At 69.7% G+C, this 12,331-nt stretch carries 9 protein-coding genes and 1 tRNA gene; 8 read left to right on the top strand and 2 right to left on the bottom strand.

What is annotated here, in order from left to right:
- Positions 1-156: 156 nt before the first annotated feature.
- Entirely contained in the window at positions 157-720 is a 564-nt protein-coding gene (locus tag KYK13_RS01940) for a hypothetical protein (protein ID WP_223641456.1), read from the top strand.
- A 149-nt stretch (positions 721-869) separates the two neighbouring features.
- Here KYK13_RS01940 and KYK13_RS01935 read toward each other — a convergent pair whose 3' ends face one another.
- Entirely contained in the window at positions 870-1,082 is a 213-nt protein-coding gene (locus tag KYK13_RS01935) for a hypothetical protein (protein WP_223641453.1), read from the bottom strand.
- A gap of 179 nt (positions 1,083-1,261) precedes the next feature.
- Between KYK13_RS01935 and KYK13_RS01930 the strand changes: the two genes are divergently transcribed.
- From KYK13_RS01930 to KYK13_RS01920, 3 genes are all read left to right on the top strand, one after another.
- The gene (locus KYK13_RS01930) at positions 1,262-2,530 is read left to right on the top strand and encodes a hypothetical protein (protein ID WP_223641451.1); all 1,269 of its coding nucleotides are present in this window, start codon (positions 1,262-1,264) and stop codon (positions 2,528-2,530) included.
- 136 nt (positions 2,531-2,666) lie between these two features.
- On the top strand, positions 2,667-4,817 hold the full coding sequence (gene glgX, locus KYK13_RS01925) for a glycogen debranching protein GlgX (RefSeq protein WP_223641449.1): 2,151 nt from the start codon (positions 2,667-2,669) through the stop codon (positions 4,815-4,817).
- Positions 4,818-4,854: 37 nt separating this feature from the next.
- The gene (locus KYK13_RS01920; RefSeq protein ID WP_223641447.1) at positions 4,855-5,520 is read left to right on the top strand and encodes a class I SAM-dependent methyltransferase; all 666 of its coding nucleotides are present in this window, start codon (positions 4,855-4,857) and stop codon (positions 5,518-5,520) included.
- Positions 5,521-5,532: 12 nt separating this feature from the next.
- On the opposite strand, the gene KYK13_RS01915 is transcribed toward KYK13_RS01920, so the two are convergent.
- Complete coding sequence (locus tag KYK13_RS01915; RefSeq protein WP_223641445.1) at positions 5,533-5,832, bottom strand: hypothetical protein; 300 nt, start codon at positions 5,830-5,832, stop codon at positions 5,533-5,535.
- 472 nt (positions 5,833-6,304) lie between these two features.
- Here KYK13_RS01915 and KYK13_RS01910 point away from each other — a divergent pair.
- From KYK13_RS01910 to KYK13_RS01895, 4 genes are all read left to right on the top strand, one after another.
- A tRNA-Lys gene (locus KYK13_RS01910) sits at positions 6,305-6,373 on the top strand.
- Between the two features lie 268 nt (positions 6,374-6,641).
- Positions 6,642-7,766, top strand: coding sequence for a slipin family protein (locus tag KYK13_RS01905; RefSeq protein ID WP_223641443.1), 1,125 nt, complete (start codon positions 6,642-6,644; stop codon positions 7,764-7,766).
- A 110-nt stretch (positions 7,767-7,876) separates the two neighbouring features.
- Positions 7,877-10,393, top strand: a complete 2,517-nt coding sequence (locus tag KYK13_RS01900; protein ID WP_223641441.1) for a VIT domain-containing protein — start codon at positions 7,877-7,879, stop codon at positions 10,391-10,393.
- Positions 10,394-10,494: 101 nt separating this feature from the next.
- Entirely contained in the window at positions 10,495-12,309 is a 1,815-nt protein-coding gene (locus KYK13_RS01895) for an acyl-CoA dehydrogenase (RefSeq protein WP_223641439.1), read from the top strand.
- Positions 12,310-12,331 lie beyond the last annotated feature (22 nt).

The following is a 12,331-nucleotide window of genomic DNA, read 5'->3' as shown; positions in this document are numbered from 1 at the left end:
CCACCCACGCAAGCCGCCCCTTCCGTCCGCCCCTGCCGTCCCCCGAGCAGGCAGGCGGATGAGCCACCCCTGCACACATCCAGGGGCCTGCTCACCTTCGGTCGTGCAGGCAGCCAGGACCTTTCAAGCAGTCAGACTCCTATCGGGGGAATCCACATGAAGAAGTTCCTGAAGACCCAGCTGACGGTGGCGGCGGTTCTCGCGGGCGCTCTCGCGCTCGGCACGGGCTGTAAGTCGGATCACTCCGCGACGCGCGGCGATGAGCCGATGCCGGCCTCCGACTCCACGGGCACCGGGACGGACACCTCCGGCACCGGCACCACGCAGACACCTCCGCCCAGCAGCGGCGGCTCCGGCTACGACACGGGCAGCACGTCGCAGGACTCGACGCTGCCTCCGTCGGACATGAGCACCGGCGGGTCCGGCACGACGGATGACTCCACGCTGCCGCCTGCCAATGACAGCACGATGAACCCCGGCACGGGCGGCGCGGGCACCGGTGAAGCGGAGCCCGGCGTGCATGACGGCGAGCTGACCGAGCCGGGCACGGGCGGCTCCGGCACGTCCACGGACGACAACGCCATCCCGGACGACAACAGCACCCTGCCCAACGACTCCACGCTGGATCCGAACAACAGCTCCAGCACCAAGGGCAACATGAACACGCCGGTGCCGGACTCCACCGGCACGATGGCGCCCAACAACGGCACCACGCGCTAGTCTCCACCAGGATGGACATGGGAGCGCCCGCGACCCTCACCGGTCGCGGGCGCCTCGCCGTTTCCAGCGCCCGCCCCTCGCACGAACAACAAGACCCCGCCGACGCGCGGGGCGTCAGCGGGGTCTGGAGGGCCGCCGGTCCGGGATGCTCAGGTCACCTTGACGCCCGGCGAATAGGGCTGGCCCACCGGTTCGATGATGCGCGGGCTCCCGTTGTCACCCGGGCCATTGCCGGGGCCGCCACCCGGATCGAAGGTCGACGGCACATGGCGCTCATGCTCCTGCTCCTCCGTTCCGGCTTCGCGCTCCGGCGGGGGAGGCAGCCCCTCCAAGGGAATGTGCAACACGTCCTTCTTGCTCATGACGAACGCCTCCTTTCCCCTGTCAGGTTGGGGCGCCCCGGGGCCATCCGCCACCGGGCGCTCCCCTGCCCGCATGCTCCCCTCGCTCGGAATGCGTCGCTCCGAGGTGACAGGGAGCAGGCTGGGGCTTATCCAAAGAGGTCCACGCAGCGCGCACCCGAACCGAAGGCGTCCAACGCATGAAGCTGTTGCTGGCAGGCCGACGAGGAGCAAGCGACCCGCTGTTCGCCCCCCCGGAGGCGTCCCGGCCCTGGCTGCAACGCGTGGAGGCCTGGGTGCAGGAGGCCGCCGCGGGTGTGCTGGAGGACAGCCACATCGACATAGGCCCGCAGGGCGCCCCCGTGCTGCACCTGCGCCTGCACCCGGCCGCGCCGGAGGTGTTGCTGCTCGCGGCGACCCAGGAGCGCATCGTCGTGTCCGCGGAGACCCGCGCCGCGGGTCCCGGCTACCACCGCTACGTGGTGGACCTGCTCCATGCCCTGGGCGACCAGCACGGCATCTCCTGGGCCCCGCCCGACGAGGACGCGGGCGTGGGCGACGCGGCGGGCTACTTCCACACCGGTGACCCGAGCCACGTGGAGGAGCACTTCCTGGGCTGGCTCCAGCACTCGGTGGACCAGGTCCTGCGCATGCGCAGCCTGGGCAGCTCCGGCTTCGCGCTGTCCATGCGCTTCGGCCACACCTTCCAGCACCCGGGCGCGCTGCTCACGCCCATGGGACCTCGCGACGAGCGCTGGCTGCGCACCGTGCTCGAGGAGCCCCGGAAGGGCACGGACGTGTTCCCCTGGTGGAACCCCGGCGTGGACGCGCGAGAGCGCTTCACGCGCGCCCTGTGCCGCCTGTGGACGGACGTCGTCTGGCGCCCGCCGCTCCTGGACGAGGAGCGCCAGCGCCTGCGCGACGTCGCCCGGCTGCTGGAGCAGGCGTGGCGCGAGGCCCCCTCGCTCCCCTTCCCGTGGCGCGAGTGGCAGGAGGTGCTCGGCTATCTGGGCGTGGGCGGGACGGTGGCGGAGGAGGTCCACCGCCGCGCCCTGGAGTCGCCCGGCGTGGGGCCGTCCATCGGCTACCGGCGGGGCTCCGTGCAGGTGGCCCTCCCGGAGGGCTGGGAGATCCGCATCCCCGGCTCGCTGGCGGAGGCGCGCCTGGAGGATGGGAGCTGGGTGGCCCGCGACCACCGCCGCACCGTGCGCGTGGTGCCCCTGGAGGACTCCGCGGAGGAGCAGCTGGCGCCCACGAGTCCGGAGCGCCAGGCCCTGGAGTTGGAGCACCACGGGGCCCGCGTCAGCGGCCGCGCGTCGCTGCACATGGGCCCCGGCGAGTGCCGGCTGACGGCCCTGTGCCGCTCCGGCCAGCGCCGCGCCCTCTGCGTCGTCAGCTTCGATGATCCGGACGAGCAGGACTGGGCCCTGGGCACCTGGCGCTCCCTGGATCACGCCGCCGCCGCCTGACGGCCCGGTCGTTTCAGGACCAACCCCTTGCCAAAGCGCCGCCCGGTGGACAGTCAGCAGGCCCGGGCGTCTTGCCGCATGGCGCAGTCGCACCCACATTCCGTCGGCAATTTCTCCACGGAATCGAGTGACACGCATGAGCGGCAAGCGGGAAGTGTGGCCAGGCAAGCCCTGGCCGCGTGGCGCGACCTTCGACGGCGCGGGCACCAACTTCGCGGTCTATTCACAGGTGGCCACCCGCGTGGAGGTGTGCCTCTTCGACCGGGCGGATCCGTCGAAGGAGCTCGAGCGCTTCGACCTGCCGTCGACGACCGAGTTCGTCTGGCACGGCTACGTGCCGGACCTGGAGCCCGGGACGCTCTACGGCCTGCGCGTGCACGGGCCCTACGAGCCGGAGAAGGGGCACCGCTGCAACCCGCACAAGCTGCTCGTCGACCCCTACGCCAAGGCGCTGTACGGCGAGGTGGACTGGAAGCAGCCGGTGTTCGGCTACCCCCTGGACCATCCGAAGAAGGACCTGATGCGCGACGAGCGCGACAGCGCGGCCGGCATGCCCAAGGGCGTGGTGGTGAGCGACTTCTTCGACTGGGGCAATGACCGGCGCCTGGACATCCCGTGGCGCAAGACGGTCATCTACGAGGCGCACGTGCGCGGCCTCACCATGCGCCACCCGGGCGTGCCCGAGCACCAGCGCGGCACGTACGCGGGCCTGGGCTCGCCGGCCATCATCGAGCATTTGCAGAAGCTGGGCGTCACCGCGGTGGAGCTGTTGCCGGTGCAGGAGTTCGCGGACGACTCGTTCCTCAACGACAAGGGCCTGTCGAACTACTGGGGCTACAGCACGCTGAACTACTTCTCCCCGGAGCAGCGCTACGCCAGCCGCAAGACGCCGGGCGGCGCGGTGGCGGAGTTCAAGTCGATGGTGAAGTCGCTGCACGCGGCGGGCATCGAGGTGCTCCTCGACGTGGTCTACAACCACACGTGCGAGGGCAACCACCTGGGGCCCACGCTGTCGTTCAAGGGCATCGACAACGCGTCGTACTACTGGACCATGCCGGAGGCGCGGCACTACCTGGACTTCACCGGGTGCGGCAACAGCCTGAACGCCTCCAACCCGCAGACGGCGCGCTTCATCGTGGACAGCTTGCGCTACTGGGTGGAGGAGATGCACGTGGACGGGTTCCGCTTCGACCTGGCCACGGTGCTGGGCCGCATGGGCAAGGGCGGCTACGACCCGAACGCGCCCATCTTCCAGATCATCAACCAGGACCCCGTGCTGAGCCGCGTGAAGCTCATCGCTGAGCCGTGGGACGTGGGGCTGGGCGGCTACCAGGTGGGCGGCTTCCCGGCGCCGTGGCACGAGTGGAACGGCAAGTACCGGGACGCGCTGCGCAAGTATTGGAAGGGCGACGAGAACCAGGCCGCGGAGGTGGGCTACCGGCTGACGGGCAGCGCGGACCTGTTCGCGGCGGCGCGCCGGCGTCCGCAGGCGTCCATCAACTTCGTCACCGCGCACGACGGCTTCACGCTGCACGACCTGGTCACGTACAGCAGCAAGCACAACGAGGCCAACGGCGAGCACAACCGCGACGGCGCGGATGACAACCAGGCGTGGAACTGCGGCGTGGAGGGGGAGACGGACAACACCGACATCATCTCCCTGCGTGAACGGCAGAAGCGCAACCTGCTGGCGTCGCTCTTCCTGTCCACGGGCGTGCCGATGATCGTCGCGGGCGACGAGATGGGCCGGACCCAGCAGGGCAACAACAACGCCTACTGCCAGGACAACGAGCTGTCATGGGTGGACTGGAACCTGGACAAGACGCGCCTGGACCTCCTGGAGTTCACGCGCAAGCTCATCCACTTCCGCCACGGGCAGCCGGTGCTTCAGCGCCGCCGCTTCTTCCAGGGCGAGCACCTGTGGGAGTCCGAGCACAAGGACCTGGCGTGGTTCCGGCCTGACGGCTCGGAGATGGGGCCGGAGGACTGGCAGAAGCCCTTCGTGCGTTCGCTGGCGTTCCTGCTGGGAGGCGACGCCATCCCCACGCCGGACGAGCGCGGCCAGCGCGTAAGCGGGGACTCGTTGCTGGTGCTGCTCAACGCGCACCACGACACGGTGACCTTCACGGTGCCGCCGCCGGGCGAGGGCGGCGCGTGGCGGCTGGAGCTCTACACGGCGGACGACAAGCGCGGCGACGAGGAGATGAAGCCCGGCAAGTTCGAGATGGTCGGGCGGTCGCTGGCGGTGTTCCGCAAGCCTGGACCGGGGTCCAACGGCGTGCCGTGATATTGCGTGCGCACCTTGTTGTCGAGGAGCGCACGGCATGGTGGACCCCAAGGACAGCGGGAGGAGTGAAGAGGCCGCTGTCGCGCGGGTGTACGGGGAGATCGCCTCCGCGTACGAGGTGCTCTACCCCGCGCTGCATCGCTACGGCGACCGGGTGGAGCGCTTCGTCGCGGACGCGGTGAAGCCGGGCATGCGCGTGCTGGACGTGGGCTGTGGTCCGGGCCTGCACACGCGAGGCCTGGACGCGTCCGTGGACGTGGTGGGGCTGGACCTGGCGCCGGAGATGCTGGAGCTGGCGAAGCAGTCACGGCCATCCGGCACGTGGCGCGTGCATAGCTACCTGGAGCCGGTGCCGGAGGACCTGGGCGCGTTCGACATCGCGCTGGCCATTGGCTGCCTGGACTTCTGTGACGACCTGCCGCGCGTGCTGGGGCACATGGGCCGGGTGCTGAAGCCGGGCGGCCGGATGTTGTTCACGGTGCTGGAGCGCAGGCCCGGGCTGGAGGCGCACGAGGAGCCCACGCGCCGGGCGCGCACGGCGGACACGGATGTGACGCTGCACCTGTGGAGCGCGGAGGAGACGGCGCGCGCCGTGGAGGCAGCGGGGCTGCGCGTGCGCGAGTACGTGCACGGGCCGGGCTGGGAGCTGATGGCCGAGGAGCGCGTGATGTGGTTCGGCTGGTGGGACGTGACGCGCGGCTGAAGGAGCAGCGTCCTAAGGGCAGGTCACAGGCAGTTGCGTCACCTTGATGAACGCATGCGACATGACTCCGTCGCCATACACGCCCACGGTGTTGTTCCCCGAGTACACGCGGACACCATTGCTGTCGTAACCGTCCACCCACACAAGCCAGGCCATCCCCACGTAGACGCCGTCGGTGAGGGTCGTCCCCTCGATGACGCCATCCCTTACGTTGAGTGGCACGGGCCCAACATCCGGGTACGCGGGACGGCTCGGATCACCCGACCTCAGGGTCACCGTCGCCGTCGCCACGGTGCAGGAGCCCTCTTCCATGGAGATATGCACCTCCAGGGAACCCCGGCTCCAGCCGGCATCTTCGCCGCCCGCGTCCTCGCTCCCGGTGTCTTCTCTTCCGGCGTCCCTGCCCCCGGCGCTTTCCTCCCCACAGGCCCCGAGCAGCGCACAGCTCATTCCCAGCATCACGACCCAAGCGGCTCGCTTCATGTGTCCTCCCAGATGGCGCATGGAGCGCGCAGCACTTGGACACATGTGCCCCAGGGCCTGGGACATGGGCCGTCAGGATTTCCGCACAGGCGCGTCCAGAGGCCCCGTCGGCAGCTTCAGGGGGGCGCACGGGGTTGTCCCGAGGCGTCCGGTTCCATGCAGTGGCTCTTTGGGCCGAGGCATGGGGTTCGGACGTTCCTCACGGCCATCACCGCCCGAGGTTCCTTTCATATCGAAGGCCGCACCGGTCGCACGCCACACCGTGAGGCGTGCATTGAGGCCCTTGACCGGGCATTCACCTGAACTAGCTCAACGGTAGAGCACGAGACTCTTAATCTCGCATTTGAAGGTTCGACTCCTTCGTTCGCCAGGACCCCGTCGTTTCCGCTGGTGTCAACGCGAGTCCACCGCGTCCTCCTCTCCACTCCGCACACTGGCCGGTCGCCAGGGCCTCCGGAGGCTTCCGTGCTTCACGCGGAACGCTCCGGTCGCCGTCCGTGACCGACATCCGGTGCGGAGATTCGGGAGGCTGAACGCGGATCCGGACGGTCTGTTCGCGCGACGCGCCCGTGGGGCGGCGGGGTCTTTTTCTCCAGCAGCCGGGCTGCACTCTTTTCTTGTCGTCGAGGTGACGTGTCATGGGTATCGGTCGGGTGGATGTGGCGCAGAACGAGCGGCTGTTCGTGGTGGTGAACGGGAAGGCGGAGCAGTACCTGGGGCCGGGCCGGCACTGGGTGGTGCGTCCGTTCCAGCACGTCCGCTACGAGCGCGTGCCGCTGGAGCCACCCGTCACCCGGCTGGATGAGGCCAAGCTCGCGTTGGTGCCGGAGAAGGACCTCCAGGTCCTGGAGCTGGGCGCGAACGAGCGCGCGGTGGTCTTCCATCACGGCCAGCCGGTGAAGTGGCTGGGTCGGGGTCAGCACCAGGTGTGGACGGCGCAGCGGCTGCCCGGTCGAACCGGTCGGCCCGAGACGCCGACGGTGCGGGTGGAGCGCGTGGACGTGTCCGGGTTGGCGACGGAGCCCCTGCGGGACGAGGTGCGCGCGCTGGTTCCGTCCAGCGACTACGTGGAGATCACGGCCACGGAGGGTTCAGTGGCGCTGCGCTACGTGAACGGCGTGCTGGACGCGGTGCTGCCGCCGGGCCGGCACGCGGCGTGGACGGCCGCGCACAAGGTGCAGTTCGCGGTCATCGACCTGCGCGAGCGGCTGCTCCACGTCACCGGCCAGGAGGTGATGACAAAGGACCGCGTGACGCTGCGGCTCAACCTGTCCGCGGCGTACCGGGTGGTGGACGCGCGGCGGCTGGCGGTGGTGGCGCGGGCGCCGGATGAAATCCTCTACCTGGCCATGCAGTTGGCGGCGCGCGAGGCCGTGTCCACGCGCACGCTGGATGAGCTGCTGGCGGCGCGGGAGACCGTGTCGGCGGAGCTGTACGCGCAGGTGAAGTCGGGGGCGGAGGGCGTGGGCCTGGAGCTGCTGCGCTTCGGCATCAAGGACGTGGTGCTGCCGAAGGAGATGAAGGACCTGCTCAACCAGGTCATCCAGGCGCAGAAGCAGGCGGAGGCCAACGTCATCACGCGGCGCGAGGAGACGGCGGCGACGCGCTCCATGGCACAGACGGCGAAGGTGCTCGCGGAGAACCCGCTGCTCGTGCGCCTCAAGGAGCTGGAGGCGTACAAGGACCTGGCCGCGAAGGTGGGTCAGGTGCACCTCGTGCTCGGTGAGGGCGCAGTGCCCACGCTGCAGCTCAAGGGCGGATGACACAGCCGTGTGGCTTCGCGGCCACACGGCTCGTCGTTTCAGAGGGGAACCGGGGTTGGCCCGGGGGCTGCAATGTCCCCGGGCACACCCTGAAACCAAGGTTCCCGACCATGCGAGTCCTGCTCGCCACGCTCTTCGTCTGTCTTCTGGCCGCCCCGGCCTCCGCTCAGCAACCCTGCCCTCCCGCCGCTTCGCCTACCGCGGGCGTCGCCCAGGGCACCCTCGTGGCGCGCTTCCGTGCGCAGCCGCAGGCCGAGGACACCACCGCCTGCCCGGACACCGAACCGCGCACCTTCAGCCTCAAGCACACGGAGGTGGACGCGGAGGTCAGTGGCTTCCTCGCGTCCGTCACCGTGACGCAGGTGTTTGAAAACCCCTACACCGCGCCCCTCGAAGCGCTCTACGTCTTCCCGCTGCCGGAGCTGGCCGCCGTGGATGGCATGGAGATGCACATCGGCGAGCGCATCATCACGGGCGTCATCCAGACCCGCGAGCAGGCCCGCGACACCTACGAGCGCGCCAAGGCCGAGGGCAAGACGGCCGCGCTGCTCGACCAGGAGCGCCCCAACATCTTCACCCAGTCCGTCGCCAACATCCTCCCCGGCGAGACCATCCGCGTGCGCATCCACTACGTGGAGCGCCTCACCTACGACGCCGGCACCTACCGCTTCAGCTTCCCCATGGTCGTCGCCCCCCGCTTCATCGGCGGCGAGCCGCTGCCCACGCGCCAGGGCGAAGGCGTGGAGGCCGACACCACCACCGTCCCCGACGCGAGCCGCATCACGCCCCCGGTGCTCACCGACACGCGCAGCGGCCATGACATCCAGCTCACCGTGCGCCTGGACGCGGGCCTCCCGGTCCACTCGCTGCGCTCCACCACCCACCGCGTGGACGTGAAGCGCGACGGCCAGTCCCGCGCCACCGTGACCCTGGGCCGCGACGACCGCATCCCCAACAAGGACTTCATCCTCGAGTATGTCGTCGCCGACGCCCTCATCCGCCCCGCCGTCCTCATGCACCGCGACCCCGGCGCGGACCACGGCTACTTCCTGGTGATGATCAACCCGCAGCTGTCTCCCACGCAGAGGGAAATTGTTCCGCGTGAGCTCTACATGGTGCTCGACACGTCCTGCTCGCAGTCCGGCCTCGCGATTGAAAAGTCCAAGGCCATCACCAAGGAAGTGCTCAACCACCTGATGCCCGAGGACACCTTCCAGGTCCTCAACTTCGACACGCAGGTGACCAAGTTCGCGCCCACCGCCGTCCCCGCCACGCCGGAGAACATCCAGAACGCCCTGCCCTACGTGGCCAACTTCTGGGGTGGTGGCGGCACCGACGTGCGCATCGCCGCCCAGGAGGCCATGGTCCCGCCCAACGACCCCGCCCGCCTGCGCATGGTGCTCTTCATGACGGACGGCCTCATCGGTGGAGACGAGCAGGTGCTCGGCACACTCCAGGACCACCTGCGCGAGGAGACGCGCATCTTCGCCGCCGGCGTGGGCTCCAGCACCAACCGCTACCTCATCACCAAGATGGGCGAGCTGGGCCGCGGCGCCTCCACCCTCGTCAACCTCAACCGCCCGGAGGAAGACGTCGCCCGCGAGTTCGAGCAGCGCATGCGCGGCCCCGTCCTCACCTCCGTGGTGGTGGACACCGACGGCCTGCCCGTCAGCGACGTGTACCCGAAGTCCGTGCCGGACCTCTTCGCCGGTCAGCCGCTGTTCCTCGTGGGCAGGTTCACCGGCACCGGTGACGGCCTCCTGCGCATCTCCGGCCGCGTGCGCGGCCAGGTCCGCCACTTCGACGTGCCCGTGCACTTCCCCGAAGTCGCCCCGGAGCACGACGCCCTCAAGAGCCTCTGGGCCCGCCAGCGCATCGAGGAGCTCACCGTGCAGGGCTACCGCGGCGAGACGCAGGAGGTCGTCCAGGGCATCACCGACACCGCGCTCCAGTACCACCTGATGAGCCGCTACACGTCCTTCGTCGCGGTGGAGCAGGTGGCCCGCACGGCCCCCAACGGCGAGACGGTCCGCGAGCTGGTCCCCGTGCAGCTTCCCGACGGCATGGTGTCAGGCGCGCTCAGCCGCGAGGAGATTCCGCCCGGCGACCCCATCATCTCCGTGCGCGCTCCGCGCGACGCCCGCCGCGTCACCGCCTACTTCCCCTTCGGCCTGGTGAAGCCGCTCACGTTCGACACCGTCACCCGTTCGTGGCGCGGCCGGTTCCTCGTGCCGCTGGGCATCGAGGACGGCTACTACACCGTGTTCATCATCGCGGAGCTGGCGGACGGCCGCGTGGAGCGCAGCGAGGTGCGCTACCGCCTGGACTCCCAGGGCAACGACTTCGAGGTCGTCCTCTCCCAGAAGGAAGTTTCTCCCGGTGACACGCTGACGCTGGACGTGGACGCGGTGGAGGCCACGCAGGAGGTCAGCGTGTACGGCGAGCTCTTCGGCGAGGACCAGCTCCTGCTCGACACGAAGGACGGCCTGCGCTTCACGAAGTCCCTCGTCATCCCGGAGGGCACGCCGGCGGGCTCCTACGAGTTGGTGTTCGTCGCCCGCGACGCCGCGGGCAACCGCTTCGAACGCCGCGAGACGCTGCGCGTCATCCACTCCCGGCGCAACTGACCCGCGAATCAATCTCGGGTACCCTGGCGGCCCGTTTCAGGCCCCGCGCCTTCACTGGCGCGGGGCCGTTGCATTCGCACCCGGCCGCGAGGAGTCCTTCGATGTCGTCGTCCCTGCACTACACGCCCAACCTCCGCGATATTGAGTTCAACCTCTTCGAGTTCCTGGACATCGGCCACACGTCGCTGGGCAAGGCGCCCTTCGGGGACCTGGACGAGACGGCGGCCCGGCAGACGCTGCAGACGTTCGCGCAGCTGTGCACGCAGGAGCTGGCGAAGAGCTTCGACGAGTCCGAGCACAACCCGCCCAAGCTGGAAAACGGCGAGGTGAAGCTGCCCCCCGGCCTCAAGGCCGCGATGGGCGCCTACTACGACGCGGGCATGCACCTGTTGGAGACGCCCACGCACCTGGGCGGACTGGGCGCGCCGCCGTCGCTCGGCTGGGCCGCGTTCGAGCTGCTGTTGGGCTCCAACCCCGCGCTGGCGTTCTTCACGCTGGGCAACCTGTTGGCGCGCGTCATCGACAAGCTGGGCACGGAGTCGCAGAAGCAGCGCTTCCTGCCGCACATCCTGGACAAGCGCTGGAGCGGCTCCATGGTGCTGACGGAGCCGGACGCGGGCAGCGACGTGGGCGCCGCGCGCACCAAGGCCCGCCACGTGGACGGCGACGTCTGGGAGATTGAAGGCGTCAAGCGCTTCATCACCAACGGCGAGTCGGACATCGCGGAGAACATCATCCACATGGTGCTGGCGCGTCCGGAAGGCGCGGCGCCGGGCACCAAGGGCCTGTCCCTGTTCGTGGTGCCCAAGTACTGGGTGAACGAGGACGGCAGCCTGGGCGCGCACAACAACGTCGTGTGCACCAAGCTGGAGAAGAAGATGGGCCTGAAGGGGTCCGTCACGTGCGAGCTGACGTTCGGCGACGGCAAGCCCACGCGCGGCCTCCTGCTGGGGGAGGTGCACGACGGCATCCGGCAGATGTTCCACATCATCGAGAACGCGCGCATGGCGGTGGGCCTGAAGTCCATGGCCGCGCTGTCCGCGGGCTACTTCCGCGCGCTGTCGTTCGCGAAGGACCGCGTGCAGGGCAGCGACCTGGCGAAGGCGCGCGACAAGTCGGCGCCGCGCGTGAACATCCTCCAGCACCCGGACGTGCGCCGCATGCTGATGGCGCAGAAGGCGCACGCGGAGGGCCTGCGCGCGCTGGCCCTGTTCACCGCGTCCGTGCAGGACCAGGTCGAGTTGCAGGGCGGCCACCGCTCCACGGCGGCGGGCGAGGCGGACGTGCTCAACGACATGCTGCTGCCGCTGGTGAAGGGGTACAGCTCGGAGAAGGCATATGAGCTGTTGTCCCTGTCGCTCCAGGTGCACGGCGGTTCGGGCTTCCTGACGGACTACCCCGTCGAGCAGTACATCCGGGACCAGAAGATCGACTCGCTCTACGAGGGCACCACGCACATCCAGGCGCTGGACCTGCTGATGCGCAAGGTGGCGCGCGATGGCGGCGCGACGCTGATGGGGCTGCTGGAGCGAGTCCGCGCGACGGCGGACGGCGACGAGGGCGGTCCGGAGCTGGCTCGCGAGCGCGCCGCGCTGGGCGAGGCGGTGGGCCACCTGCAGACGCTGCTCGGCACGCTGATGGGCAAGCTGGGCGAGTCCGTCTACCACGTGGGCTTCCAGGGCAACCGCGTGCTGTTCGCCGTGGCGGAGGTCATCATCGGCTGGCTGCTGGTGCGCCACGCCGCGGTGGCGCTGGAGCGCACGAAGACCAACCCCGGTGACAAGGCCTTCTACGATGGCAAGGTGGCCAGCGCCCGCTGGTACTGCCACGAGGTCCTGCCCGGCATCGCGCACGCCGCGCGCATGGTGGAGAACGGCAACCTGGACCTGATGGACCTGGCGGAAGAGTCGTTCTAGCGGCGCGTTGGCGGCGCGCGTC

It is taken from the genome of Corallococcus sp. EGB, from assembly GCF_019968905.1.
Classification (GTDB): Bacteria; Myxococcota; Myxococcia; order Myxococcales; family Myxococcaceae; genus Corallococcus.
The sequence above is the reverse complement of the archived record's forward strand: the minus strand, read 5'-3'. Positions and strand labels throughout refer to the sequence as shown.

Excerpts from the sequence above, each read along its gene's own strand:
- KYK13_RS01905 (WP_223641443.1), top strand. The coding sequence starts at position 6,642 with ATGGGTATCGGTCGGGTGGATGTGGCGCAGAACGAGCGGCTGTTCGTG.
- KYK13_RS01900 (WP_223641441.1), top strand. The coding sequence starts at position 7,877 with ATGCGAGTCCTGCTCGCCACGCTCTTCGTCTGTCTTCTGGCCGCCCCG.
- KYK13_RS01915 (WP_223641445.1), bottom strand. The coding sequence starts at position 5,832 with ATGGAAGAGGGCTCCTGCACCGTGGCGACGGCGACGGTGACCCTGAGG.
- KYK13_RS01920 (WP_223641447.1), top strand. The coding sequence starts at position 4,855 with ATGGTGGACCCCAAGGACAGCGGGAGGAGTGAAGAGGCCGCTGTCGCG.
- glgX (WP_223641449.1), top strand. The coding sequence starts at position 2,667 with ATGAGCGGCAAGCGGGAAGTGTGGCCAGGCAAGCCCTGGCCGCGTGGC.
- KYK13_RS01895 (WP_223641439.1), top strand. The coding sequence starts at position 10,495 with ATGTCGTCGTCCCTGCACTACACGCCCAACCTCCGCGATATTGAGTTC.
- KYK13_RS01935 (WP_223641453.1), bottom strand. The coding sequence starts at position 1,082 with ATGAGCAAGAAGGACGTGTTGCACATTCCCTTGGAGGGGCTGCCTCCC.
- KYK13_RS01940 (WP_223641456.1), top strand. The coding sequence starts at position 157 with ATGAAGAAGTTCCTGAAGACCCAGCTGACGGTGGCGGCGGTTCTCGCG.
- KYK13_RS01930 (WP_223641451.1), top strand. The coding sequence starts at position 1,262 with ATGAAGCTGTTGCTGGCAGGCCGACGAGGAGCAAGCGACCCGCTGTTC.